Source organism: Phytohabitans sp. LZ39 (assembly GCF_059359075.1).
Genome location: NZ_JCADBM010000011.1, coordinates 256037 through 280952, shown reverse-complemented (window position 1 = coordinate 280952; position 24916 = coordinate 256037). Strand labels below are relative to the sequence as shown.

At 73.3% G+C, this 24916-nt stretch carries 25 protein-coding genes; 14 read left to right on the top strand and 11 right to left on the bottom strand.

Annotation, left to right across the window (positions count from 1 at the left end):
* The first annotated feature begins 43 nt into the window (after positions 1-43).
* Positions 44-643, top strand: coding sequence for a copper resistance CopC family protein (locus AC5L36_RS22655; RefSeq protein WP_441218723.1), 600 nt, complete (start codon positions 44-46; stop codon positions 641-643).
* Positions 643-1668, top strand: coding sequence for a suppressor of fused domain protein (locus AC5L36_RS22650; RefSeq protein ID WP_441218721.1), 1026 nt, complete (start codon positions 643-645; stop codon positions 1666-1668). Before AC5L36_RS22655 ends, AC5L36_RS22650 begins: the two co-directional genes overlap by 1 nt.
* A 3-nt stretch (positions 1669-1671) precedes the next feature.
* On the opposite strand, the gene AC5L36_RS22645 is transcribed toward AC5L36_RS22650, so the two are convergent.
* Positions 1672-2979, bottom strand: a complete 1308-nt coding sequence (locus tag AC5L36_RS22645; protein ID WP_441218719.1) for a DUF4118 domain-containing protein — start codon at positions 2977-2979, stop codon at positions 1672-1674.
* Entirely contained in the window at positions 2976-3344 is a 369-nt protein-coding gene (locus tag AC5L36_RS22640; RefSeq protein ID WP_441218717.1) for a response regulator transcription factor, read from the bottom strand. The genes AC5L36_RS22645 and AC5L36_RS22640 overlap by 4 nt, the downstream gene beginning before the upstream one ends.
* Positions 3345-3514: 170 nt before the next feature.
* On the opposite strand from AC5L36_RS22640, the gene AC5L36_RS22635 reads away from it, so the two are divergent.
* The 6 genes from AC5L36_RS22635 to AC5L36_RS22610 all read left to right on the top strand — a co-directional run bounded on the left by AC5L36_RS22635 (position 3515) and on the right by AC5L36_RS22610 (position 8499).
* On the top strand, positions 3515-4381 hold the full coding sequence (locus AC5L36_RS22635; protein WP_441218715.1) for an aldo/keto reductase: 867 nt from the start codon (positions 3515-3517) through the stop codon (positions 4379-4381).
* A gap of 12 nt (positions 4382-4393) precedes the next feature.
* A complete protein-coding gene (ftsH, locus tag AC5L36_RS22630; protein WP_441218713.1) occupies positions 4394-6250 on the top strand; it encodes an ATP-dependent zinc metalloprotease FtsH in 1857 nt (618 codons plus the stop codon).
* A gap of 75 nt (positions 6251-6325) precedes the next feature.
* Positions 6326-7273, top strand: coding sequence for a PrsW family intramembrane metalloprotease (locus AC5L36_RS22625; RefSeq protein ID WP_441218711.1), 948 nt, complete (start codon positions 6326-6328; stop codon positions 7271-7273).
* A 36-nt stretch (positions 7274-7309) separates the two neighbouring features.
* Positions 7310-7954, top strand: coding sequence for a response regulator (locus AC5L36_RS22620; protein ID WP_441218777.1), 645 nt, complete (start codon positions 7310-7312; stop codon positions 7952-7954).
* A gap of 72 nt (positions 7955-8026) precedes the next feature.
* Positions 8027-8365: an STAS domain-containing protein gene (locus AC5L36_RS22615; RefSeq protein ID WP_441218709.1), complete on the top strand. Its 339-nt coding sequence runs from the start codon at positions 8027-8029 to the stop codon at positions 8363-8365.
* Positions 8362-8499, top strand: a complete 138-nt coding sequence (locus tag AC5L36_RS22610) for a hypothetical protein (protein WP_441218708.1) — start codon at positions 8362-8364, stop codon at positions 8497-8499. Before AC5L36_RS22615 ends, AC5L36_RS22610 begins: the two co-directional genes overlap by 4 nt.
* A gap of 343 nt (positions 8500-8842) precedes the next feature.
* Here the strand turns inward: AC5L36_RS22610 and AC5L36_RS22605 are convergent, their stop codons facing one another.
* Positions 8843-9265, bottom strand: coding sequence for a hypothetical protein (locus tag AC5L36_RS22605; protein ID WP_441218706.1), 423 nt, complete (start codon positions 9263-9265; stop codon positions 8843-8845).
* Between the two features lie 126 nt (positions 9266-9391).
* Here AC5L36_RS22605 and AC5L36_RS22600 point away from each other — a divergent pair, with 126 nt between their 5' ends.
* Entirely contained in the window at positions 9392-10192 is an 801-nt protein-coding gene (locus AC5L36_RS22600; RefSeq protein WP_441218705.1) for a transposase family protein, read from the top strand.
* Positions 10193-10584: 392 nt separating this feature from the next.
* Here the strand turns inward: AC5L36_RS22600 and AC5L36_RS22595 are convergent, their stop codons facing one another.
* Positions 10585-11307, bottom strand: a complete 723-nt coding sequence (locus AC5L36_RS22595) for a DUF4142 domain-containing protein (RefSeq protein WP_441218775.1) — start codon at positions 11305-11307, stop codon at positions 10585-10587.
* Between the two features lie 325 nt (positions 11308-11632).
* Here AC5L36_RS22595 and AC5L36_RS22590 point away from each other — a divergent pair, with 325 nt between their 5' ends.
* The 3 genes from AC5L36_RS22590 (at position 11633) to AC5L36_RS22580 (ending at position 16797) form a co-directional block, all read left to right on the top strand.
* Positions 11633-12313, top strand: a complete 681-nt coding sequence (locus tag AC5L36_RS22590) for a response regulator transcription factor (protein ID WP_441218703.1) — start codon at positions 11633-11635, stop codon at positions 12311-12313.
* A gap of 118 nt (positions 12314-12431) precedes the next feature.
* Positions 12432-13856 (top strand): HAMP domain-containing protein, encoded by a 1425-nt coding sequence (locus AC5L36_RS22585; RefSeq protein ID WP_441218702.1) that lies wholly within the window; start codon positions 12432-12434, stop codon positions 13854-13856.
* A 163-nt stretch (positions 13857-14019) separates the two neighbouring features.
* Entirely contained in the window at positions 14020-16797 is a 2778-nt protein-coding gene (locus AC5L36_RS22580; protein WP_441218700.1) for a ThuA domain-containing protein, read from the top strand.
* Here the strand turns inward: AC5L36_RS22580 and AC5L36_RS22575 are convergent.
* The 4 genes from AC5L36_RS22575 to AC5L36_RS22560 all read right to left on the bottom strand — a co-directional run bounded on the left by AC5L36_RS22575 (position 16784) and on the right by AC5L36_RS22560 (position 20348).
* Positions 16784-17029, bottom strand: coding sequence for a hypothetical protein (locus tag AC5L36_RS22575; protein WP_441218698.1), 246 nt, complete (start codon positions 17027-17029; stop codon positions 16784-16786). The two genes, AC5L36_RS22580 and AC5L36_RS22575, sit on opposite strands and share 14 nt — an antisense overlap.
* Before the next feature lie 204 nt (positions 17030-17233).
* Positions 17234-18280 (bottom strand): ArsR/SmtB family transcription factor, encoded by a 1047-nt coding sequence (locus AC5L36_RS22570; RefSeq protein ID WP_441218696.1) that lies wholly within the window; start codon positions 18278-18280, stop codon positions 17234-17236.
* 4 nt (positions 18281-18284) lie between these two features.
* Entirely contained in the window at positions 18285-19469 is a 1185-nt protein-coding gene (locus AC5L36_RS22565) for a M20 family metallopeptidase (RefSeq protein ID WP_441218694.1), read from the bottom strand.
* Positions 19470-19679: 210 nt separating this feature from the next.
* Positions 19680-20348 (bottom strand): NAD(P)-dependent oxidoreductase, encoded by a 669-nt coding sequence (locus AC5L36_RS22560; RefSeq protein WP_441218692.1) that lies wholly within the window; start codon positions 20346-20348, stop codon positions 19680-19682.
* Positions 20349-20413: 65 nt separating this feature from the next.
* Between AC5L36_RS22560 and AC5L36_RS22555 the strand changes: the two genes are divergently transcribed.
* On the top strand, positions 20414-20902 hold the full coding sequence (locus tag AC5L36_RS22555) for a MarR family winged helix-turn-helix transcriptional regulator (RefSeq protein WP_441218690.1): 489 nt from the start codon (positions 20414-20416) through the stop codon (positions 20900-20902).
* 153 nt (positions 20903-21055) lie between these two features.
* Complete coding sequence (locus AC5L36_RS22550; protein WP_441218688.1) at positions 21056-21823, top strand: ABC transporter ATP-binding protein; 768 nt, start codon at positions 21056-21058, stop codon at positions 21821-21823.
* Here AC5L36_RS22550 and mdlC read toward each other — a convergent pair.
* The 3 genes from mdlC to AC5L36_RS22535 are packed head-to-tail and all read right to left on the bottom strand — an operon-like array spanning position 21817 to position 24916.
* Complete coding sequence (gene mdlC / locus AC5L36_RS22545) at positions 21817-23403, bottom strand: benzoylformate decarboxylase (protein ID WP_441218686.1); 1587 nt, start codon at positions 23401-23403, stop codon at positions 21817-21819. The two genes, AC5L36_RS22550 and mdlC, sit on opposite strands and share 7 nt — an antisense overlap.
* Positions 23385-24158, bottom strand: a complete 774-nt coding sequence (locus AC5L36_RS22540) for an ABC transporter permease (RefSeq protein WP_441218684.1) — start codon at positions 24156-24158, stop codon at positions 23385-23387. The genes mdlC and AC5L36_RS22540 overlap by 19 nt, the downstream gene beginning before the upstream one ends.
* Positions 24155-24916: an ABC transporter permease gene (locus AC5L36_RS22535; protein ID WP_441218682.1), complete on the bottom strand. Its 762-nt coding sequence runs from the start codon at positions 24914-24916 to the stop codon at positions 24155-24157. Before AC5L36_RS22535 ends, AC5L36_RS22540 begins: the two co-directional genes overlap by 4 nt.

The following is a 24916-nucleotide window of genomic DNA, read 5'->3' as shown; positions in this document are numbered from 1 at the left end:
AGTTCCCGGGACCTTTGCACCGGGAGCCGCTACGGTGGGCGCCGTGGACAACCGTCACCGACTGCTGGCCGCCTCCGCCGCCGTGCTCGCCGCCGCCCTCGGGATCGTCGTGCCGGCCGCGCCCGCCGCGGCGCACACCGAGCTCAAGAGCACGGTGCCGGCGGCCAAGAGCACCACGACCAAGCCGGTCACCGAGGTTACGCTCACGTTCACCGGGCTGGTCAAAAAGCCGGGCACCACGGTCGCGGTGACCGGACCGGACAAGACGTCGCACAGCGCCGGCGCCGCCGAGGTGCTCGACAAGACGATCACCCAGAAGGTCGACGGGCTCGCGGTCGGTGTCATCACGGTCACCTGGCGCACGACGGCGGCCGACGGGCACCCGATGCAGGGCAGCTTCACGTTCACCAACCGGGCCGCGGCGCCGTCGCCGAGCCCCAGCGCCCTCCCCACCCCGAGCGCCGAGGCCACGACCGCCGCGCCGCCACCGGCCGCCACCCTGCCCTCACCGACCCCGGTCGCCCAGGCCGGCGACGACGACTCCTCCTCGTCGACCGTGTGGTGGATCGTCGGCGCGGCGGTCCTGCTCCTCGCCGCGATCGCCGGCATGGTCCTGCGCCGCCGCAGGACCGGGACGCCGTGATGCCCGCGGGCTGGGACGCGATCGACGGGGCGCTCGGCCGGATCTACCCCGGCGTCGAGCCGCTCCACTACGGCACGGTCGTCAAGTGGCGGCTGGGTGGGCCGGATCCGCTCGACGGGCTCAGCGTCTACCCCCGCGACGATCACTGGCACTTCGTCAGCTACGGCATGTCCGAGCTGTACGACAAGGAGTCCGACGACCCCGACGAGTCGGGGTGGGGCTTCGAGCTCACCTTCCGGGTCGCGCGGGGCGCGGAGACCGAGCCGCCGGTGTGGGCGCTCAACTTCCTCCAGAACCTCGCCCGCTACGTGTTCAGCAGTGGCAACCCGTTCGCGCCCGGCCACCACGTCGACCTCAACGGGCCCATCTCGCTCGCCGCGCCGGACACGGCGATCCGCGCGATCACGTTCGTCGACGACCCGGAGCTCGGCGTGATCGGCACGCCGCACGGGCGGCTGCGCTTCCTCCAGGTGGTGGGGCTGACATTGGAGGAGTACGCGACGATCGAGCTGTGGGACGCGGCCGCGCTGCTCCAGGCGCTGGCGCCGCACCTGCCGCTCTTCGTGACCGACCTCGCCCGCGGCACGCTCACCGACGACCCGGCGGTGGCGGCCGCGATCGCCGACGGCGTGCGGCGCGAGGGCTCGTCGACCGGTTCGATGTATGTGGCGGAGGCGAGCTGGGAGAGTGGGCCGGCCGCCGGCACCACGCTCACCTTCGGCGCGAACGCCGCCGCCCGCGTCGGCCGGGTGCTGGCCGCCCGCCTGCCGTTCGGCCGGGGGCTGCTGGTCGACGGCCCCAACGGCGCGGTCGGCTTCCAGCCGGGCGAGCGGGTGACGGTCACCGACCGGGGCGAGGGCTTCGCGGAGATCCAGGTGCCGCCGCCGGTGCTGGCCGAGCTGGCCGGCGCGCTGCGCCCGGTCGCCGGCACCTACCGGCTGCCGAGCGCGCCCAACCTGTCCGTGCGGATCGTGAAGTCGCGGATCCGCGACCCCGACGGCAACATCGTCGCCGAGATCGGCTGACGGTCACAGGGGGAGCGAGACGTCGACCGTGGTGCCGGCGCCGGGCGGGCTGGTGACGTGGATCGCGCCGCCCAGCGCCTCCACGCGGTCGCGCAGGCCGGTCAGGCCCGAGCCGTGGGCCGGGTCGGCGCCGCCCGCGCCGTCGTCGTGTACCCGGAGGGTCAGGGTGCCGCCACTGGCGTCGAGGGTGACCTGGACGTGCGTGGCCGCGGCGTGTTTGGTGGTGTTGGTGACCGCCTCCGACACCACGTAGTAGGCGGCTACCTCGACCGGCTCCGGAAACCGTGACGTCGTGCGGACGTCCAGCTCGACCGGGACCGCGGCGCGGCGGGCGATCGTGCGCAGGGCCGGGCCGAGGCCGCCCTCCGAGAGGATCACCGGGTGGATGCCGCGGGAGAGCTCGCGCAGCTCGTCGAGGGCGTCGGTGAGGTCGCCGGCCATCCGGTCGAGGTCCGTCCGCAATCCGGCCAGGTCGGCGGGGACGGCGCTCTCCACCTGGCGCAGCTCCAGCGCCAGCGAGACGAGCCGCTGCTGGGCGCCGTCGTGCAGGTCGCGTTCCAGCCGGCGACGGGTGGCGTCGGTCGCGGCGATGACCCGGGCGCGGGAGGCGGCCAGCTGGGTGCGGCTCTCCGCGTTCGCGATCGCGATGGCCACGATCTCGCTGAACTCCGCGATCCGCCGCTCGGCGCCGGCCGGGAACCCGTCGCTGCCCCGCCGCGCGGTGAGGGCGCCCCAGGTGTGGCCGCCGGCGACCACCGGGATCACCAGCTCGTCCGCTCCGTCCGCCGCGGAGCCGCTGCGCGCGACGACGGTGCGCCGGCCGTCCGGTTCGAGGCGTTCGACGGTGGTGGAGTCGGCGCCGAGGAGGCGGCCGACCTCGTCGACGACGGTCGCGAAGACCTCCTCGGGCGGCACCTCGCGGGCCACCTGGGTGGCCACCCGCCGCAGCGCCGCCTGCTCGGCCGAGAGCCGCGCGGAGTGCTCCGCCGCCCGGCGCTGCCGGGCCGCGAGGTCGCCGACCACCACGGCCGTGACGAGGAAGACGCCGATCGCCACGGCGTTGTCGACCTCGGTGAACCACCAGCGCCGGCTCGACGGGAGGAACAGGTGCCCGAACAGCACCGTGCTCACCACCGACACCACCGCCGCCGGCCCGGCACCCCAGCGGACCGCGACCGGCAGGATCGCCAGCAGGTACAGCACGAGCAGGCTCATCGCGGGCAGGTGCGGCTCGACCAGGGCGACCACGGCGGTGACCGCGGCGACGCCGACCGCACCGGCCAGCAGGCCGCGGAGCCAGCGGGCCGTCAAGAGGTCTCCGGCACGAGCTCGCGCACCGCACCGCCGGACAGCTGCGCCTTCCACACGAAGCCGGCGGCCGGGCTGAGCGCGATCAGGTCGGCGTAGTCGTCCTCCCGGCGGGTCGAGATCAGCACGACCCGCGCGCGCAGGTCGGGGTGGCGCTCGACGAGCTGGCGGGTCAGGTCGAAGCCGCTCTCCGCGCCGAGCGCGATGTCCACCAGCACCACGTCCGGGTGCAGGCGGTCGGTCTTGTCGAGGGCGTCCGCGACGGTGGTCGCGGTGCCCACCACCTCCAGGCCGTCCCGCTCGAGGCTCGTGCGGGCGACAGCCAGGAACCGCTCGTTGTCGTCGACGATCAGGCAGCGCCTTACCATGCCCAGAGCATGGCATCCGGCCCGCCACCGGCGCATTCCTGGTAGCAGGTATAGGTTCGTCTACCCGCTAGCGGGTATCGCCACATTCCCGCTGACCGCGATGGCCCACCGCCCGGGCGGGGCGAGGCTGGAACGCACAGCGAGTTTCCCGACGAAGGGGGTCCTGACCCATGCCAGCGCGGAACACGGTGCACGCCTCGATGGCCGGCACGATCGACGTCGGCGGCGACCTGACGGTCAACCGCCTCGGCTACGGCGCCATGCGGATCACCGGCCCCTACATCCTGGGCGAGCCGGCCGACCGCGAGGAGGCGAAGGCGACACTGCGCCGGGCCGTCGAGCTCGGCGTCACGTTCATCGACACCGCCGACTCGTACGGCCCGCACGTCAGCGAGGAGCTGATCCGGGAGGCCCTCCACCCGTACCCGGAAGATCTGGTCATCGCGACCAAGGGCGGCCTGGTGCGGCGCGGCCGCGGGCCGTGGCCGGCCGACGGGCGGCCCGAGCACCTCGTCGCGGCGTGCGAGGGCAGCCTGCGGCGGCTGGGGCTGGAGCAGATCCCGCTCTACCAGCACCACCGGCCCGACCCCCAGGTGCCGTACGAGGACTCGATCGGCGCGCTCGTACAGCTCAAGGAGCAGGGCAAGATCCGGCACATCGGCGTCTCCAACGTCACCGAGGAGCAGCTGCGGACGGCCCAGGCGCTGACTCCGGTGGTGTCGGTCCAGAACAGGTACAACGTGGACGACCGCCGCTCGGAGTCCCTTGTGGACCTGTGTGAGCAGGAGTCGATGGTGTTCCTGCCGTGGGCGCCGATCCAGGACCTCGACGGCAACCCGGCGATCACCACGCTGGCCGAGCGCTACGACGCGACGCCGCGCCAGATCGTGCTCGCCTGGCTGCTGGCCCGGTCGCCGGCCATCCTGCCGATCCCGGGCACCGGCACGGTGTCCCACCTCGACGACAACGTGGCCGCCGTGGCGATCAAGCTCACCCCCGCCGAGGCCGCCGCCGTGCGCGACGGCACTCCACTGTAGACGGAGAACGCGATGAAGAGAGAAACCGGCGGTCAGCTCCTGGACCGCGGGACGACGAGGCCTGGGCCGCCGCAGGCACCGCCGCCCCGCCCGCCGCGCTGGCGCGTGTGGCTGCTGCTGGCCGGCGTGCTCGTCGCGATGGCGCTGTTCTTCGTGCCCAACCCGGCCGCGCACCACCCGGAGAGCCTCACCTACTCGCAGCTGAAGACGGACATCGGCGCCGGCCAGGTCGCCTCGGTGGCGCTCGGCCAGGACGGCAGTGTCTCCGGCAAGCTCACCAACGGCACCACGTTCACCTCCAGCTATCCGGTGGGCTTGCAGGACCCGCAGTTCACCCAGCTGCTCGACCAGCACGACGTGCAGGTGAGCACCAAGCCGTCCGGTACCCCGGTCTGGTCGTTGGTGTTGAGCTTCCTGCCGCTGTTGCTGATCGTGGCCCTCTTCCTGTGGACCGGGCGGACGGCCCGCCGGCAGATCGGCGGGCTGATGGGCATCGGGCGCTCGCGCGGGCGGCTGTTCGACCGGGAGCGGCCGAGCACCACGTTCGCCGACGTCGCCGGCTACGAGGGCGCCAAGCGCGAGGTCAGCGAGGTGGTCGACTTCCTCAAGCACCCGGACCGCTACCGGCGGGCCGGCGCGGTCGGCCCCAAGGGCGTGCTCATGGTGGGGCCGCCCGGCACCGGCAAGACCCTGCTCGCCCGCGCGGTGGCCGGGGAGGCGAGCGTGCCGTTCATCTCGGTGACCGGTTCCAGCTTCGTGGAGATGTTCGTGGGCGTCGGCGCCGCGCGCGTGCGCGACCTGTTCGAGGAGGCGCGGCGGCAGGCACCGTCCATCGTGTTCATCGACGAGATCGACGCGCTGGGGCAGCGCCGCGGTGGGCAGCTGTTCGCCAACGACGAGCGCGACCAGACGCTCAACCAGATGCTCGCGGAGATGGACGGCTTCGACCCCGCCGGCGGCGTGGTGGTGATCGCGGCCACCAACCGGCCCGAGGTGCTCGACCCCGCGCTGCTGCGGCCCGGGCGTTTCGACCGGCAGGTGGCGATCCCGCTGCCGGCCCAGCGGGAGCGTGAGGCGATCCTCGTCGCGCACAGCCGCGGCAAACCGCTCGCGTCCGGTGTGGACCTCAACGTGGTGGCCCGCGGCACGCCCGGCTTCTCCGGCGCCGACCTCGCCAACCTGGTCAACGAGGCGGCCATCTTCGCGGTCCGCGCGGGACGGGACGTCATCGAGGCCCTCGACTTCGCCGAGGCGCGCGACCGGATCCTGCTCGGCCGCCGCGACGGCACCAACGCGCTGCTGCCGGAGGAGAAACGCGCGGTGGCCGTACACGAGGCCGGGCACGCGCTCGTGGCCGCGCTGTCGCCGCACGCCGACCCGGTGGCGAAGGTGACGATCCTGCCGGCCGGGCAGGCGCTGGGCGTGACCGAGCAGCTGCCCGTCGACGAGCGCCACCTGTACAGCGAGGGCTACCTCAAGGACTCCCTCGCGGTACGCATGGGCGGGCGCGCGGCCGAGCGGGTGGTGTTCGGGCAGGTGTCCAGCGGCGCCGCCAACGACCTCGCCGGCGCCACCGAGCTGGCCACCCGGATGGTCCGCGAGTTCGGCATGAGCGCCGCCCTCGGGCCGGTCGGCTTCACCAGCGGCGGCCCGTCCTACCTCGGCGGGCTCGACACCGTACGCCCGTACGCGGAGGCCACCCAGCGCGTCATCGACGAGGAGGTGGGCCGCCTGCTGCGGGAAGCGGACGAGCGCGCGGTCGCCACCCTCACCGACCGCCGCGCCACCCTCGACCGGCTCACCCGGGTCCTGCTCGACCGGGAGACCATCGACGGCACCGACGTCGACGAAGCCATCCGGCAGACCTGAATACCGGCTAGCCGGTACCCGGAAGGGAGGCTGGCGGCGAAGCGCGGAAGGCGCCTTCGCTGCCAGCCTTTGTCTATGAGCGCTATGACTTCCTTCGCCCCGCCGGCGGTCTACACGCAGGCCGTGACCCACCGCCGCCGCCACGTCCCGAGCTGGCTGAAGACCTTCCTCGCGGGCGCCGCGCTGTGGGTGGCGACCGTGCTGATCACGTTCGCCACCGGAAACGTCAACCTCGTACCGACCGTGATACTGCTGGGCAGCTTCCTGGTGCCGGTCACGTTCGTGGTGTTCGCGTTCGCCCGCGCCGACGGCGTGCTGACCCCGCAGCGGATCTTCACCGCGTTCGTGGTCGGCGGCGTGCTCGGCGTGCTGGGCGCCTCAGTGCTGGAGTCGGCGCTGCTGGGCAAGCCCTCCGCGCTCGGCTTCGTGGGCGTCGGCCTCATCGAGGAGGCGGTCAAGCTCGGCGCGCTGTGGCTGCTGGCCCGCCGCCTGAACCGCTACACCGTCCGCGACGGGATGGTGCTCGGCGCCGCCGTCGGCTTCGGGTTCGCCGCGCTGGAGAGCGCCGGCTACGCGTTCACATCGCTCTTCACGCCCAACGGCCTGTCGCTGCTGAACGTGGTGGAGACCGAGGCCCTGCGCGGCGCCCTCGCCCCGGTCGGCCACGGCCTGTGGACCGCGATCCTGGGCGGCGCGCTCTTCGCCACCGCCGCGCGGGCCCGCAACGGCCGGCCCAAGGCGCGCGGCTCGGTGTTCGGCTGGTACCTGCTGGTCTCGGCCCTGCACGCGATGTGGGACGCGGCCGGCATCGTCGCGGTGTGGCTGACGCTGCTGCTGACCGGCACCACCGCCCAGCTGCGCATGATCGAGCTGGGCCAGCAGCCCGGCGTCACCCAGGCCCAGGTGCACGTGTACACGATCCTCAACTGGGGCCTGATGGCCGGGGTCGCCGCGGTCGGCCTGCTCCTGCTCTGGGCGCGGTGGCTGATGCGGGGGCAGCGGGCGCTGTCCGATGGTCGATAATGCTGAACCATGACGGAGACCGGCGAGACGACCCCTATGCGGGTCGTCATCGCCGATGACGACGTCCTGCTCCGCGAGGGCCTGGCCAGCCTGATGGAGCGCTCCGGCCTCACGGTGGTCGCCCAGGTCGGCGACGGCGCCGCGTTGCTGGAGGTGGTCCGCGAGACCCGGCCCGACCTCGCGGTCATCGACATCCGCATGCCACCGACCCACACCACCGAGGGCCTCGACACGGCCCGCGCCATCCGGCAGCAACACCCCGACACGGCGATCCTGGTCCTCTCCGCGCACGCCGAGTTCGACCACGCGATGGAGCTGCTGGCCAGCGGCCGCGCGGTCGGCTACCTGCTGAAGAGCCGGGTAAGCGACGTGGCCGAGTTCATCGACACGCTCGGCCGGGTCGGCCGCGGCGGCTCGGTGGTCGACCCGGCGCTCATCCAGGAGCTGGTCAGCGCCCGCCGCCGCAACGACCCGCTGGCCGCGCTCAGCGCGCGGGAGCGCGAGGTGCTCGCCCTGATGGCGGAGGGACGCTCCAACGCCGGCATCGCCCGCCGCCTGTGGCTGACCGAGGGCACGGTGGAAAAGCACGTGCGCCACATCCTGGCCAAGCTCGACCTCGCCGAGGCCAACGACGACCACCGCCGCGTGCTGGCCGTGCTCGCCTTCCTCGACTCCCGCTGACCGCTCGGGGCCGTCACCAGACCGTCATGGAGCCGCGGGGGCGCCACCATGTCCCGGCCGGAGACTGTCCGCATGATGGCGACCGCACCGTGCCACGTCCCGGTGGTGGAGGTCTACGTGACCGAGCGCCTCGACGTCGCCTGCCTGCCCGCGCTGCGCCCCGTGCTCGACGCCGCGGTCCGGCTGCGCCCCGACAGCCTGGTGCTCGACGTGGCCGGCTGCGCGACCATCGACGCCGCCGGGATAGGCCTGCTGCTCGACGTGCACCGCGACATGTGGCGGGCCGGCGCCCGCCTGACCCTGCGCGCGCCCACCCCGAGACTGCGCCGGATCCTGCGCATCGCCCGGGTCGACCAGGTCCTGAGCATCGTCCCGGCGGACGCCGCCCCGGCCGGGGAGACCGCACCGTGAGCACCCCGATGCCCGGCCCCTCGCGCCGACCGGCGCCGCGGCCGAGCCGGGACCAGGTGCTCGCCGCCGGCGTCGTCCCCAGGCTGCTCCTGGACGAAGGCACCCGCGACGAGCAGATCACCGTCGAGGTCTGAAGCTTCGGATCCGGGGTGTCTCGCCCTTTTGTGAGTGTCTGGAGATATATTTGCCCCGGTCCGCGCCAGCTGTAGACCGTATGCTCCTGCGGGCACCGCTCCCGGCCGGCGGCTCGCAGCGCTCGCCGAAACCCCCGGCCGTCCACTGCCGGCCCGCGGTGCAAGCCCCCGGGCAAGACCTTGGTTCGGAAGGCCCGCCGCCAGATCTTGGTATCCAATGGCCCGTCGACTTTGGCGGTTGGTCGGAGCGCTATTCAGAACGTTTGACGGTCCACTATGGGCTAAACGCGCGTTGCCACTACGCGTTACGGCGGGCTGCGCGGGCCCCTGGAGCGTGGTCACGTTACGGTGGTGGAGGAGCGTCCTGCGTGACGGTCGCCCGCACGCCGGCTGCTGCCAAGTGCAGCCGGAGCAGTTCCAACTCCGCCTCGGTGCCCGGTTGACCTGCGTTTATGATGCTTTCGACCAGGGTGGACACTTCGCGGACCGGTACGCCACGGGCTCGGAAGACCCGCAGCATAGGCATCCGCGTGGTGCCCTGCGCGACCTGCAAGCGGTACACGCCGCACTGGTCGAGTAGCGCCTGCCGGACCTCGGCGGGGGTCTGGTCCCAGCCGCACTCCTCCGCGGTTTCGTCACACGAGGCGCACTGATACAAGATCCCCCACTGGAGCCGGCTCTGCACGACCGACTCGTACGCCCGGCACGACGCCATCAATCCACACGACCAGCAGCGCCGCTCGATGACCGCCTCCCGCACGTTCACGTGCCGGCCTTGGTTCGCGGCTGTGCCATGAGCGCTGTTCTCCGAACGTCTGACGGTCCACTGTGGTCGATAACACGGGTGTCGGTACGGGTAACGGCGGCAGCCTGGCAGTAGATCACCTGGGTTGTGTGGACCAAAGAGATCAACATGGGGCAACCGCCGCGCTGCCAGGCTATGACCGGGCTACGCGGCGATCAAGTCGCCGACCTGGTGACCGCGGTGTTCGAACTATTGGACGGGGTATGGCAGCCGGTGAAGGGACGACGTCGGGTGCTGGGCCTGTACCGAGCGGTGGTGCTGGCCCTGTTCCTAATGCGCCGCAACGAGTCCCAGGCGGTGGCCGGCGAGCTGTTCGGCTGCTCACAATCGACGGTGTCTCGGATCGTGCGCCGGTTGCGGCCGCTGCTGCGCGCGGTCACTGCGGATTTCGCCGGTCAGATACGGCAGCAGACCAAGCGGTCGGCCGTGCTGGTTGACGGGTTCCTGGCACCGACCGGAAACCGCGCCGGCGTCGCGGATCTGTACTCCGGCAAGCGCCACACCGCCGGCCTCAACGTCCAAGCCGTATCCGACCTGGTCGGCAGGCTGATCGACACCGGCCTACCGGTACCCGGCGCCCGCCACGACAGCAAGGCGTTGGCCGAGTCCGGCATCGCCGACCGCTGGGCCAACCACCTGCAACCGGGCGGGCCCGGCATGCTCGCCGACCTCGGCTACCTGGGCACCGGGGCGATCACCGGCACCCGCAAACCCCCACAACGCCGAACTGACCGAGATCCAACGCGCCTGCAACCGAGCGATCAACAGCACCCGCGCGGGAGTCGAACGCGCGATCGCCTACCTGGTCAACTGGAAGGTCCTCGACACCGGCTGGCGCGGACGCCTCACCGACTTCCCCGAAGTACTACGCACCGTCACCGGACTTGAGATCTACCGCACGTGGGGATAAACCGTTCTGAATAGCGCTCTCGGTGCGGGGCCCGGCGGCGTCCACCGCGCTCGTGATCGTTAGCCCAAAACCCGCGTTCGTGCCCGCGTGTCACACGGGTTCTGGGCTAACGATCACCACGCCTTCCACATCCTGACCCGATCGTCCCGTCACGTGGGAGATGCGGGGTTGCCGCGGCACATCCCCAAACAGGGGGAAGGTGGGCCGCCGATCCGCCGGCCCGCGCGGTCTCCGGCGGGAGCAGCGGTGCGCGGCTGGCCCCGGCGCCGCGGTGCGGGCTGACCCCGGGGCCGCGGTGCGGGCTGACCCCGGGGCCGCGGTGCGGGCTGACCCCGGGGCCGCGGTGGGCGGCTATCAGCGGCGCCGCGGTTTAGCGGGGCTTGAAGAGGCGCCACGTGCCGCCGACGCCCAGGACCGCGGCGGCCAGGACGATGACCCAGATGACCAGCGGGTCGAGGCCGCTGCCCGCGGCGGTCTTGGCGAGCGCCGCCTCCTGAATCGAGTCGATCTTGGGTTGGTCGGCGGGCATGACGGCCGGCGGCAGGTCGCCGTAGCGGACCAGGCCGGTGCTTTCCAGCAACGTCATGTGGGTCATCACGAAGCCGTTGGAGTCTTGCGCGAGCTTGCGCACGATTTCGTTTCGGGTGCCCGAGCGGACCGCGCCGATGACCGGGAAGATCTTGCCGTGTGCGGCCCGTAGGCGCTCGACGAAGATGCGGTCGAACTCGCGGTCGGTCGACGCGCCGCGCATTTCGTTGAGCCATCCCTGCTGCTGTGCATTGGGCTCGGTGGGGAGCTGGACGCCGAGCTTGTTGGCCGCGTCGACGACGAGCTGGTCGAGCTCGGCGTGCTGGGCGGCGATCTCCGCGCCGACCTCGCGCACCCGCTGCGAGCTGCCCCGCTCGGAGGCCATCTGACCGGCCGGCATCTCCCACAGGCCGGCCAGGCGCACGCCGTTGAGCAGGGCGAGGTCGGTCGCGCCGAGCTGCGCGGGACCTACCGGCTGCGCACTCGCCGCGGCCGCGGGTGCCGCCAACGCGAGCGCCAGGCCGACGAGAACGGCCGCGATGCGTGGGGCGGTCACGGCAACCATCACCTCCGCGAGAAAAGCACTAAGAAACTGTTTCCGAGGGCACGGTAAAGCGCCTTGGACGACCAAGTCAAATAGTGTTTTCTTAAGGAAGAATTGTGCTTTGAGATTGATCCGGGCGGCTCGCCCGCACGGCTGATGCGAGCGCATTCTGACACAAAGAAAAGGGTACGCCGAAAAGCCGCTGCCGGCAATTTCCCGGAGCGGCTGCGAAGACCTCGAAGTAAGCCTCGACCCCGGATATGGCGATCATTCCGCGGTTATATGACGGTCGTGTGACAACCGTCCGCACTGTGCCGCGCGGCGGCGAGTGGTCCATGATGCCTGGATGGAACAGGTGCTGCTGATCGAAGACGACGACCGCATCCGGCTGTCGTTGACGCTCGGCCTCGAAGACGAGGGTTACGCGGTCCGCGGCGCGGCCACCGCCGAGGAGGGGCTCGTGGCGCAGCGGCGCGAGCCGGCCGACACGGTGCTGGTCGACCTGATGCTGCCCGGCGTCGACGGCTTCGAGTGCATCCGCCAGCTGCGCAGCCGCGACGACGTACCCATCGTGGTGGTGAGCGCGCGCGACGACACGCACGACATCGTGGCCGCGCTGGAGGCCGGCGCCGACGACTACCTGGTCAAGCCGGTGGCGGTCAAGGAGCTGTCGGCGCGGCTGCGGGCGCTGCGGCGGCGGGCGCGCGCGGCCAGCGCGGCGTCGGTCGTGCCCGCGCTCGTCTTCGGCGACCTGGAGATCCGCCCCGAGGCCGGCGAGGTGTCGGTGGCCGGGCGGCCGGTGGCGCTGACCCGCACCGAGTTCCGGCTGCTGTGCGAGCTGGCCCAGCACCCCGGCCGCGTGCTCTCCCGGGCCCAGCTGCTGGAGCGGGTGTGGGACTACGCGTACGGCGACGAGCGCCTCGTTGACGTCCACATCGGACGGATACGGCAGAAGATCGAGGCCGACCCGGCCGCGCCGCGGCACCTGGTGACCGTCCGCGGCATGGGCTACAAGCTGCCCCGATGAGCGAGCGAGTTGGCGCGGCGGCGTCTGGACTGAGCCGGCCCGCCGACGAAGTCGGGGTTTCGGGCCGGCGAGGGAAGACGTCGCCTTCAGCGCCGCACGAGCGAGCGAAGGTGGCACCGTGAAGCGGCCAGGGCTGCGCACCCGGGTGGCGGCGGCGTTCGCGGCCGGCGCGTTCGCGCTGTCCGCCTCGATGGCGGCGCTCTCGTACCAGTTCACCGAGCGGGCCCTGATGGCCGGCCGCGAGCGAAACGCGCTGCGTTCGGCCTACCTCGACGCGGGCGTCGTGCAGACCGGGCTGGCCACACCCCAGCCGGACATCGTGGGCGTGCTCCGCGCGCTCAACACCGGCACCACCCGGCGGGCGTTCCTGCACCGCGACGGCCGCTGGTACGCGCGGGACGCCGACGCCGGCGTCACCGACACGATCCCGATGGGCCTGCGGCAGCTCGTCGAGCGGGGCGAGCTGGGCATGCAGCGGGTGCGCACCGAGACCGGGCCGGCGGTGGTCGTCGGCGTGCCGCTGCCCTCGTCGACCGGCTTCTACGTGATCGACTCGCTGCACGAGCTCGACAACACGCTGCGGGTGCTCGCGCTGGTACTCACGCTCGTCGCGGCCGGCACGACCGCCGCCGGGGCGGGCCTCGGCTGGTACCTCGCCCGCCGCGCGCTGCGCCCCCTCGACACGGTCACGGCCGCCGCGCGCGAGATCACCGCCGGCGACCTCGACGCCCGTCTCGACCCGGCCACCGAACCCGATCTGGAACGCCTCACGACGTCGTTCAACCAGATGGTCGACCAGCTCTCCGCCCGCCTGGAACGGGACCGCCGGTTCGCCGCCGACGTGAGCCACGAGCTGCGTTCGCCGCTCCAGACGCTGGCCGCCGCGACGAGCGTGCTCGACCGCAACCGGGGCCGCCTGGACAGCCGGACGGCCACGGCGGTCACCCTGCTATCCGGCGAGGTGGAGCGCTTCCAGCACCTCGTCACCGACCTGCTGGCCGGCGCGAGCTGCGCGGTGCTGGCCGTCGCGGGCTGCGGCGTCGAGACCGAGGAGCACGCCCGCCGGGTCAACCCGCCCAGCGGCGTCGCGCACGCCTGGGCCACCCCCACCCCGCCGGAGAACGGCACCGGCAGCGTCCCGGAGCGGGTCTTCCTCGTCCGCGGCGGCGGGCTCGTCGCGGTCACCCGCCACCTGCCCGCCGAACCGACCGTGGACGAGCTCGTCGACGACCTGCTCGCCGGCCCGACGCCGGCCGAGCGGGGCGCGGGGATGACCACCGCGCTGCGCGCGGCCGACGTCGCCGGCGTGCAGGTCAGCGGCGGTCGGGCCGTGGTCGAGCTGACCGGCGTGCTGGACGGCGGCGGCCGCACCGACCAGGTGCTCGCGTTCGCCCAGATCGTCTGTACGCTGACCGCGAAGGCGGGCATCACGTCGGTCGCGTTCACCCACGAGCGGCAGCCGGTGGGCGTGCCGCGGGCGGACGGCTCGCTGTCGCACGCGCCGGCGACCGCGGCCGACTATGCCACGCTGCTTACCCGATAGGTCGCCGCGCGTTGACGCTCCGTCCGCGCCGCCGTAAATTTGGTGGCGCGGTGGCTCGGCGGCCGCTGCCAGTCTGTCCACAGTGGCCAGACGACCCAGGTGCGGCGGCGCGCCCTGTCCCACTCGATCCGCTGAGCCACCCCTCGGTGGGAAGGAGCGCACGATGCGCCTTCGCCTGCTGGCGTCGCTGGCCTGCGCCGCCCTCGTCCTCACCGCGCTCGCCGCGCCGGCCAGCCCGGCGTCCGCGCGCGCGGCGGAGGGCAATCCGGTGCTGGTCTTCTCCAAGACCGCGGGCTTCCGCCACGACTCGATCCCGGCCGGCGTCGCGGCCATCGAGCGGCTCGGCGAGGAGCACGGCTTCGCCGTCGACGCCACCGAGGACGCGGCCGCGTTCACCCCGGAAAACCTCGCGCGGTACAAGGCGGTGGTGTTCCTCTCCACGACCGGTGACGTGCTCGACGCGGGGCAGCAGGCCGCGTTCGAGGGGTACATCCGGGGCGGCGGCGGCTTCGCCGGCATCCACGCGGCGGCCGACACCGAGTACGACTGGCCGTGGTACGGCGGACTCGTCGGCGCGTACTTCCGGTCGCACCCGGCGACCCAGCAGGCGACCGTGCGCTTCGAAGACCGGGCCAACCCGTCGACCGCGCACTTCGCGCCGACCTGGACCCGCACCGACGAGTGGTACGACTACCGCACCAACCCGCGGGCCAACGTGAAGGTGCTCGCCAGCCTCGACGAGTCCAGCTACAACGGCGGCGGCATGGGCGCCGACCACCCGATCACCTGGTGCCAGCGCTACGACGGCGGCCGCTCCTGGTACACCGGCATGGGCCACACCGCCGAGTCCTACGCGGACGAGAGCTACCTGAAGATGCTGCTCGGCGGCATCCGGCTGGCCGCCGGTGACGCGGCGGGCGACTGCCGGCCGGAGACCGGCTACACGCCGCTCTTCGACGGCACCCAGGCCAGCCTCGACCAGTGGCTGCACGCCGGGCCGGGCGGCTTCACGCTGGAAAACGGCACGATCAGCTCGGTCGGCGGGATGGGCCTGCTGTGGTTCCCGGTCCGCACGTTCAGCGACTACTCGCTGAAGGTCGACTGGATGATGCCGGGCGACGACAACGGCGGCGTCTTCGTCGGCTTCCCCAACCCCGGCGACGACCCGTGGGCACCGGTCTCGGCCGGCCACGAGATCCAGATCGACGCCACCGACGCCGACCCGACCCGCACGACCGGCAGCGTGTACAGCTTCAAGGCGCCGGACACCGCCCTGCGCGAGGCCAACCTCAACGAGCCGGGCGAGTGGAACTCCTACGACATCCGGGTCAGCGGCCAGCACGTCGAGGTCTACCTCAACGGCGTGAAGATCAACGACTACACGAGCGAGCGGGCGATCGCCGACGGCTACATCGGTGTGCAGAACGACGGCGCCGGCCTCGACATCAGCTACCGAAACATCCGAGTGCGGGCGGGCGGTACCACCGGCGAGGATTTGGCCCGCGGAAAGGTGACCCAGGCGTCCACTGTGGAGCCTGGCAGCTCGCACGTCGCGGCGAACGCCGTCGACGGCAACGCCGCCACCCGGTGGGGGAGCGAGCACAGCGATCCACAGTGGATCAGCGTCGACCTCGGCGCGACGTACGACCTCAGCCGCGTCCGCCTCAACTGGGAGGCGGCGTACGCGAAGTCGTACGAGATACAGGCGTCCACCAACGGCATCGACTGGGCACCGGTCTACAGCACCACGGCCGGCAACGGCGGCATCGACGACGTCGAGGTCGCGGGGGAGGCCCGCTACGTGCGGGTCTACTGCGCGGAGCGGGGCACCCAGTGGGGCTACTCGCTGTGGGAGCTCAACGTCTACGGCGCGCCCACCGGCGGTACCGACACGACCGCCCCGTCGACGGACGTCTCGCTGGCCGGCGCGGAGTCCGGCGGCTGGTACATCGGCCCGGCCACGGTCACGCTGACCGCCTCCGACGAGCCGGGCGGCAGCGGCCTGGCGTCGACGCAGTACCAGGTGGACGGCGCGACGGCGTGGACCGTCTACACCGGACCGTTCGAGGTGGCCGGTGACGGCGGGCACGAGGTGCGCTACCGCTCCACCGACAAGGCCGGCAACGTCGAGCCGACCCGCACGGCGACGCTGCGCACCGACGGCACGCCGCCGCGGACGACCGCGACGTTCGCGCCCGCCAACGACGACGGCTGGCACGCCGGTGCCGTGCCCGTGACGCTCACCGCGACCGACGGCGGCGCCGGCGTGACGGCCGTCGACTGGTCGCTGGACGGCGGCCCCTGGACCGCTTACACCGGGCCGGTCGGCGTCACCGGAGACGGCACGCACGAGCTGCGCTACCGGGCCACCGACGCGGCCGGCAACACCGAGCCGCTCCGGGCGGCGACCCTGAAGATCGACGGCACGAAGCCGACCACGATCGTGTCCGGCGTCGCGGAGGGTGCGCTGTACGGCGACAGCCAGGACGTGCGGATCACCTACCAGGCGGTCGACCCGACGTCCGGCATCGCCACGACGGCCGGCACGATGGACGGCGCGGCCTACCCGAGCGGGCGGCTGCAACCCCTGTACGACCTGGGGTTGGGCCTTCACGAGATGACCGTGACCGCCACCGACAAGGCCGGCAACCACACGACCACGACGGTCCGGTTCTACGTCACCACGTCGTTCCGCGACGTGCGGGCGCTGCTCGACCGCTTCCGCGCGACGAGCCAGCTCTCCGCCGTCGCGCATCGCAAGCTGTCGGGCAAGCTGGACGCCGCCCGCACCTCCGAGGCGGCCGGCGACGACCAGCGGGCGCTGCGACAGCTCGCCGCGCTCCGCGAGCTGGCCACCGACCCGGCGCTGGTGCCGGACGCGGGCGTGCGGTCGGTGCTGGCCCGCGACATCGACGCGCTGGCCGCCGTCATCCGGGGCTGACCCGCTCCACAGTGGAGCGGGCCGCGGCGCGGAAGGCGCCGTCGCGGTGGCCGAGGCCGCGCCGGGTGCGGCTGTCGAAGTCGTCGAGGAACGGGCACCACGGGTGCTCGGCCACCGCCCGCAGCTCCGCCAGCACCGTGGCGGCCGCCGCGCCCATCTCGGCTGTCGGGCTGAGCGCACCGCCGCGTTCACGCCGTCGTGCGTACGGCGGTGGGCCGATGGGGGTGGCCACTCCAGGGAAGCAGAGCAAAGGCATCCCGCGCGCCTACCCCCGGCCGGGGCCGTAAGGCCCGGCGCAGCCGCCGGGGTGAGCGCGGCCAGCGGCGGATGGGTGAGGCCGCGGGAGCAGCGGTCTGGACCACGACGGACGTCGCGGTAGCCCAAAATCCCGTCCTGAAGGGACTCGGAGGAAAGCTACCTTGACGTCGAAAGGTCGCTAGAACTGCAAGGCGGTGGCCACGTCCTGGCCGATGCGTTCGACGGCGGCGAGGTCGAGTCCGTAGTGGACGTACCGGCCGTGGCGCTCGACCCGCACCAGGCCCAAGTCGCGCAGCACCCGCAGGTGGCGGGAGACCTGGGGGCGGGTCATCGACAGGCGGTCGGCGAGGTCGGCGGTGGTCATCGCCTGGCGGGCGATCAGCCGGCACAGCCGGACCCGGCGCGGGTCGGTGAGCCCCAGCAGGCGGCTGCGGGCCAGCGTGACACCCACGTCGGGGGCGTCGACCGGGAAGTGGACGACCGGCGCCAGGCCCGGCTCGTTCTTGACCAGCAGGTGCGGCGCGCCGTAGCGGGTCGGGATCAGCGTGACCGGCGTGCGGGCCGGGCTGACCACCGCGTGGTGCACTTTGTCGAAGACGACCCGCGCGGGCCCGGTCGCCGGGGTGACGAGGCGGGCGCCGGACGGGCTGAGGGAGAGCAGTGCGGCCGCCGGTCCCTGGTCGGCGAGGCGTTGCCGCACGCGGTGGCCGGCGGCGGTGAGCAGCGGCTCGGTGCGGGCCCAGACGCCGGCGAAGAAGACGTCGCGGCACAGGTCGACGAAGGCGTGCAGGTCGGACCGCACCGCCTCGGGGTCGCGGAGCAGGTCGTCGGCGAGGCGCAGGTGCGGCTCGGGCAGGCGGGAGGCGGTCTGGCGCAGGAGCGCGGCCTGGCGGGGGTCGTGCAGGACATGGCCGAAGTCGAAGCCGGAGTAGCCGCTCGCGCACGTGTACGCGGTCAGCTCCGCGAACGTGTCGAGGTCGAGGGCGTCGAGTCCGGGGTAGAAGCCGCGCCAGCGCAAGGCGTTCCACAGTGGAGCGAAGCGGTGCAGGCCGGCGCGGAAGGCGGGCGGTGCGGCGCGGGTGACCTCGTCGACCCACGGCGCGTGCTCGGTGTGGTGGTCCGGCCCGCTCAGCACGTGCAGGCAGGCGGCCAGCTCGGGGAGCGGGGCGACGGTCACGCTGAACCGTTCGGGCCCCACCCCGCCGAGCACGATCACCACCGACATGGCCCTATTGTCCGCCGGCCGCGCCGTCGAACTCGGCCCGCGCCGCGGCCAGCAGCTCCGGCTCGGTCAACAGGTCGGCGACCACCCGGGCCAGCCCGGCCGCGGCGACCTGGGTGCGGTCGTGGGCGAAGGAGGTGGCCGCCGCCTCCCGCATCGGCTCCGAGTGGCTGGGCGTACCGGCGTCCGCGACCTGGATGTACGGATGGATCACCGGCAGCAGATGCGAGATGTTGCCGATGTCGGAGGAGCCGGCCGGGCTGCCCGGGCCGTCGGCGGTGATGTCGACGCCGAGCGCGCGCACCGTCTCGCCGAAGCGCTCGGCCAGCACCGTGTTGTTGCGCCGCTCCGCGTACCGGGGGCCGGTCTCGGCCACCGCCGCCTTCGTACCGGTGGCGAGCGCCGCGCCGTCGGCCGCGTCGGTGATCCGCCGCACCAGCGACTCGACCGACACCGCCGTCGTGTCCCGGGCGTAGAGGTCGACCGCGGCGTGTGCCGGCACCACGTTGGGGGCCTGCCCGCCGTCGGAGACGATGCCGTGCAGCCGCGCGGTCGGTGGCACGAACTGGCGCATCGCGTCGAGCGCCTGGAGGAAGAGCTGTGCGCCGGCGAGCGCGCTGCGGCCCAGCCAGGGTGACACGGCGGCGTGCGCGCTCACCCCGGTGAAGTCGACCCGCAGGTGGGCGGCGGCCAGCCCCGGCCGGGCGGTCAACGAGCGGTCGCCCGGGTGCACCATCACCGCGGCGTCCACCCCGTCGAAGATCCCCGCGTCGGCCAACCGGATCTTGCCGGCGCCGCCCATCTCCTCACCGGGGGTACCGATGACGGCCACCGTGCCCGGGTGGTCGGGGAGCGCGCGGGCCACGGCGATCACGGCGGCCGCGCCCCCGGCGGCGATGAGGTTGTGCCCGCAGCCGTGCCCCACCCCGGGCAGCGCGTCGTACTCGGCGAGCACCGCGACGTACGGGCCCGGCGACCGTCCTTCGTGTACGGCCACGAAAGCGGTCGCCAGCCCGCCAACCGGCGCGCGCACCGCGAACCCCTCCTCGCCCAGCCAGGCGGTGAGCAGCTCGTGGGCGTGGAACTCGGCGAACTTCAGCTCGGGGCGCGCGTGGATCGCGAGGCTGACCTCGTCCATGCGCGGCCGCAGCGCGTCGAGCGCGGCGACCAGATCGTCAAGCGTGAGTGACATGCCCCACAGCGTGCCGCCCCGGACCCGCGGCCGGCCGCCCATTGCCGCGGCCGAGGTAACCCTAGTCCTAGAGACCTTTCGGGGTAGGGTCGCCGCCCGTCGTGGCGTCCTCGAGGCAGATTGTCCGCGTCCGCGTCAGTGGCGGACCGTACGCGCGGCGATCATCAGCAGGCCTTCGGTCTGGATCCAGCGGTTGAGCTCAATGGCTGGTCAGGTGGCGATGCCCACGACCTGCTTGACCGTCTCCGGCTGGTCGACCATGCGGAGCATGTGGTGGGCGACGTCGGCGCGCGGCACCGAGAAGCCACCCCGGATGTTGCGGTTGAGCGCGACCCGGTAGCGGCCGGTGAGCGGCTTGTCGGTGAGCTTCGGCGGGCGGGAGACCGTCCACTCCAGACCGCTCTCGCGCAGGGCCTGCTCGGCGAGCGCGAGGTCCGCGTAGTGCGCGCCGTACAGCGCGCGGGCGATGCGACTGAACAGGTGCCGCATGAAGAACCCGTCGCCGGGGTCGTGCTTGGGCGGCCGGGGCTCGCCCGGCACGGGCACCGGCCCGACCGGCGCGGCGCTGACCACGACGACCCGCCGCACGTGCTCGGCCTGCATCGCCGCGACGATGGCCCGGGTGCCGCGCGAGGTGACGCCGGCGTCCGCGCGCGGGTCGCGGGGGCCCAGCCCGGACAGCACGGCGTCGGCGCCACCCACGGCCGCCCGCAGCGCCGCCATGTCGGGGGAGGCGAGGTCGACGGCGACCACGCGCACCCCCTCCGGCAGGTCCCGCGGGCGGCGGGCCACCGCGGTGACCTCGTGCCCGGCGGCGACCGCCTGCTCCACCAGATGCCTTCCGATGCCGCCGGTGGCGGCCACGACGGTGAGCTTCATGGTCCTGTCCTCTCGCTGCCGTATGATACGAGAACCATAGTATTTGAGTTTGGGGCCGAGACAATATGACTCCCGTAACATCTGGAAACCAGCGTGCTCGCCGGCAGCTCACCAACGAGATCAAGGACTCGCTCCGCGACCTGCGCAACCAGCTCTCGATGCTCAACCGCCAGGTCGGCATCCACCTCGACCTCAAGGACGTCGACCTCGACTGCCTCGACCTGGTCAGCCGCCACGGCCCCCTCAGCCCGACCGCGCTCGCCCGCGCCGCCGGCCTCCACCCCGCGACGATGACCGGCATCCTCGACCGCCTCGAACGCGCCGGCTGGGTCGTCCGCGAACGCGACCCGGCCGACCGCCGCGCGGTCACGGTGCGCGCGCTGCCCGACCGCGGCCGCGAGGTGTTCCAGCTCTACGCCGGCATGAACGGCGCGATGGACGACCTCTGCGCCGACTACGACGAGGCCCAGCTCCAGCTCCTCGCCGACTTCCTCCGCAGGACCACCGAGGCCGGCGCCACCGCCACCACCGACCTGTCCACCCGCCCCAAGTAGCCCCGGCCTCCACTGCCGGCTCCGCGCTCCGACCACCGCCCAGGCCCGCCCCAAGAGGGCAGCCCTCTTGGGTGTGAATTCCGAGGAGGGCTCCCGTATACCCGCCCAGACGTGTAAACGGCAGGGCGGGCGGGAGTGCCTAGAGTAGGGACCGTGCTCGATATTGAGGACGTCACGCACGCGTACGCCGACGGGCTTGTCGCGATCCGGGGTGTGCGGCTCCAGGTGGCGGCGGGCGAGCTGGTCAGCATCGTGGGTCCCTCGGGGTGCGGCAAGTCGACGCTGCTGCGGTGCGTCGCCGGCCTCGTGCGGCCCACCGAGGGGCGGATCGTGCTCGACGGGCGGCCGGTGGAGGGTGTGCCGGACGACCTGGCGTTCGTGTTCCAGGACTACGGGCGCTCGCTCTACCCGTGGCTGTCCATCCGCGACAATGTGGCGCTGCCGCTGCGGCGCCGCGGTCTCGACCGGCGGGCAAGGCGGGCGGCGGCGCAGGAGGCGCTGGCCCAGGTGGGGCTCGGCGACGCCGCCCGCCGGCATCCGATGCAGCTCTCCGGCGGCATGCAGCAGCGGGTGGCGATCGCCCGCGCGCTGGCCTACGGGCCGCGGCTGCTGCTGATGGACGAGCCGTTCGGGTCGGTCGACGCACAGGCGCGCGAAGACCTCGAAGATCTGCTGCTGCGGGTCCGCGGCGCGAGCCCCGGCATGACGATCCTGCTGGTCACGCACGACATCGACGAGAGCGTGTACGTGGGGGACCGGGTCGTGGTGCTCAGCGGCGCGCCGGGCGCCGTGCGGGCGGACCTGCCGGTCGACCTGCCCGGGCCGCGCGAGCAGATCGCCACCCGGGAGCTGCCCGCGTTCGTGCACCTGCGTGCCGAGGTGGGGCGGCTGGTGCGGGAGCGGGCGGAGACGGTTCAGTAGATGGCGGTGTCGGTCGCCCGCACGTGCACGTCGAGCAGGTACGGGCCCGCGTGGGAGAGGGCGCGCTCCAGCGCCGGCGCCAGACCGTCCGCGGTGGACACTCGGCCCGACGCGACGCCGAAGCCGGTGGCGAGCGCGGTCAGGTCGAGCCCGGGCAGGTCGGTGCCGGGGATCGCCGGGATGCCGAGGCGGCGGCCCAGCCCGGCGACCGACTCGTAGCGGGCGTTGTCGAGCACCACCACGGTGAGCGGCACGCAGTGCCGCGCGGCCGTCCACAGTGACTGGACGCAGTAGAGGGCGGAGCCGTCGCCGACCACGCAGACCACGCGTTCGCCGGCGAGTGCCCGGCCGACCGCGACCGGCAGGCCCCAGCCGAGCGCGCCGCCGCCCGTGGTGGTGTAGCCGCGCGGCCTCGTCATCGGCAGGTGGTCGTGCAGCGCGTCGCGGTGGGACGGCGCCTCCTCGACGACGACCGCGCCGGGCGGGATGGCCGTGCGCAGCGCGGCGAGCACCGCGGCCGCGTCGAGCGGGTCGCCCGGCGGGGGTGGTCGCGGGGGTACGCGCGGCGGCGGGGCGGGGCGGTCCCGCTCACCCACCAGCGCGAGCAGTGCGGCGGTGCCCGCGCGCACCGTGGTCAGCACGCTCGTGCCCGCCACCGCCCACGCCGCGGTGGCCGGGTCGCAGTCGAGGTGGAAGAGGCGGGTGCCCTCCGCGAGCGGCGGCCCGGCACTGTCCACGTGGTACGTGAAGACCGGCGCACCGACGACCAGCACGACGTCGTTGCCGGCGAGCAGCTTCGCGATGCCGGCCCGCACCGGCGGCAGGTGGCCCTGGAAGAGCGGGTGGTCTTCGGGGAAGGCGGCGCGGCTGGTCATCGGCGCGCCCCACACCGCCGCCCGCAGCCGCTCGGCGAGCGCGGTCAGCTCGGCCCACGCGCGGTCCTCGTCGACGCCCGGGCCGGCGACGATCGCGGGCGCGGTGGCCGCGTCGAGTGCGCTCGCCACCTCGCGCAGCGCGGCCGGGTCGGCGGCGAATCCGGTGTGGACGGTGCGCTCGGGCACCGGCTCGGCGGCCGCGTCCCAGTCGTCGTCGGGGACGGACAGGAACACCGGCCCGCACGGCGGCGTCGCCGCGACCCGGATCGCCTCGGCCAGAAACGCGGGCACGGCCGCGGGCAGCTCGGGCTGGCGGGCCCACTTCACGTACGGGCGGGGGAACGTGGCCGGCTCGTCGGCGGACAGGAACGGCCGCGCGGCGAGCATCGACCGGGACTGCTGGCCGGCGACGACCACGAGCGGCACCCGGTCGCGGTACGCGTCGAAGACGGCGCCGAGCGCGTGCCCGACCCCGCCGGCCGAGTGCAGCGTGACCAGCGACGGCCGCCCGGTGGCGATGGCGTGGCCGGCGGCGATCCCCACGGCGGAGGCCTCCTGGAGGGCCAGCACGTACGCGAAGTCGCCCGGCCAGTCGCGAAACATGCGCAGCTCGGTCGAGCCCGGGTTGCCGAACCAGGTCGTCATCCCCGCCCGCCGGCACACGTCGAAGAAGGCCTCGCGCACGCTCAGGCCGGCCGTTGCCATGACAGCACCCGCCTCTCGATTGCCAGCAAACCCATGTTGAGGACGTAGCCCAGCACGCCGAGCAGCACGATCGCCGCCCACACCGTCTCGTAGTCGAAGCGCGTGGTCGCCTCGACGAGTTGGAAGCCGATCCCGTCGGCGGCACCCGGCTGGAGCTCGGAGAAGACCATCAGGATCAGCGAGAGGGACAGCGACAGCCGCAGCCCGGCGAAGATCTTCGGCAGCGCGGACGGCACGATGACCAGCCGGAGCCGCTCCACAGTGGTCAGCCGGAAGACGGCCGCGGTGTCCAGCTGCACCGGCTCGACGGTGCGGGCGCCGTCGGCGGCGTTGAGCAGCACCGGCCACAGCACGCTGAACGCGATCGACGCGATCTGCATCTGCGGGCCGAGCGAGAAGAGCACGATGAAGACCGGTACGAGCGTCGGTGGCGGGATCGCCCGGAAGAACTGGAGCACCGGGTCGAGCAGGTCGTAGGTCCAGGCGGAGCGGCCGACCGCGAGGCCCAGCGCGACCCCGGCCAGCACGCCGATGGCGAAGCCGGCGCTCAGCCGGGCCAGGCTCGGCAGGATGTTGCCGACCGCCCCGTCGGTCAGGAACAGGCGCGTGGCGGGCCCGGAGAACCACAGGTCGTACATCCGCCCGGCGATGACTTGGGGTGTGGGGAAGAACGGGTCGGCGGCCGCCGCGGTCGCGACCTGCCACACCGCCACACCGGCGACGAACACGCCCCAGCGGGACAGCAGGGCCCTCATCGCGGCCGGGCCCAGTGGAACGCGCGCCGCTCGCCCCGTACCAGCGCGGTGTTGATGAGCAGCCCGAGCACGCCCGCCCACACGGTGGCGGCGAGCGTGTCGGTGGTGCCGCCGGGGTAGTTGGCCGCCTCGGCGATGAAGATGCCGATGCCGTCGCCGAAGCCGCCGAACATCTCCGCCGTCACCGCGAGGATCAGCGCGACCGCGGCGGCCAGGCGCACACCCGTCGCGATGAACGGCGCCGTCGCCGGGACCGCCACGTGCCACAGCACGGCGAGCCGGCCGAAACCGAACGCGCGCAACGTGTCCTTCGCGACCGGGTCGACCTCGCGCAGGCCGTACACGGTGTTGAACAGCACCGGCCACACCGAGGCGTACACGATGACGGTCAGCTTCATCTCCAGCCCGCTGCCGAGGAGCATCGCCACCAGCGGGACGAGCGCCACCGACGGGATCGGCCGGAGGAACTCGACGATCGTGGTGACCGCGTTGCCGACCAGCGGGATGTTGCCCAGCACCAGGCCGAGCGGCACCGCGACGCCGACCGCGATGAGCAGCCCCAGCGCCCAGGCGGTGAGCGTGGCGCGCACGTCGGTCAGGAAGCCGGTGTCGGCGGCGAGCGCGGCGGCGCGGGCCAGGATCGTCGAGGCGGGCGGCAGGAAGTCTTCGTGCACGATGCCGGCCCGGCCCAGCGCCTCGCTGACGCCGACGACGAGGCCGACCCCTACGGCGCCGCGGGCGAGCCGGCGGAGCGGCAC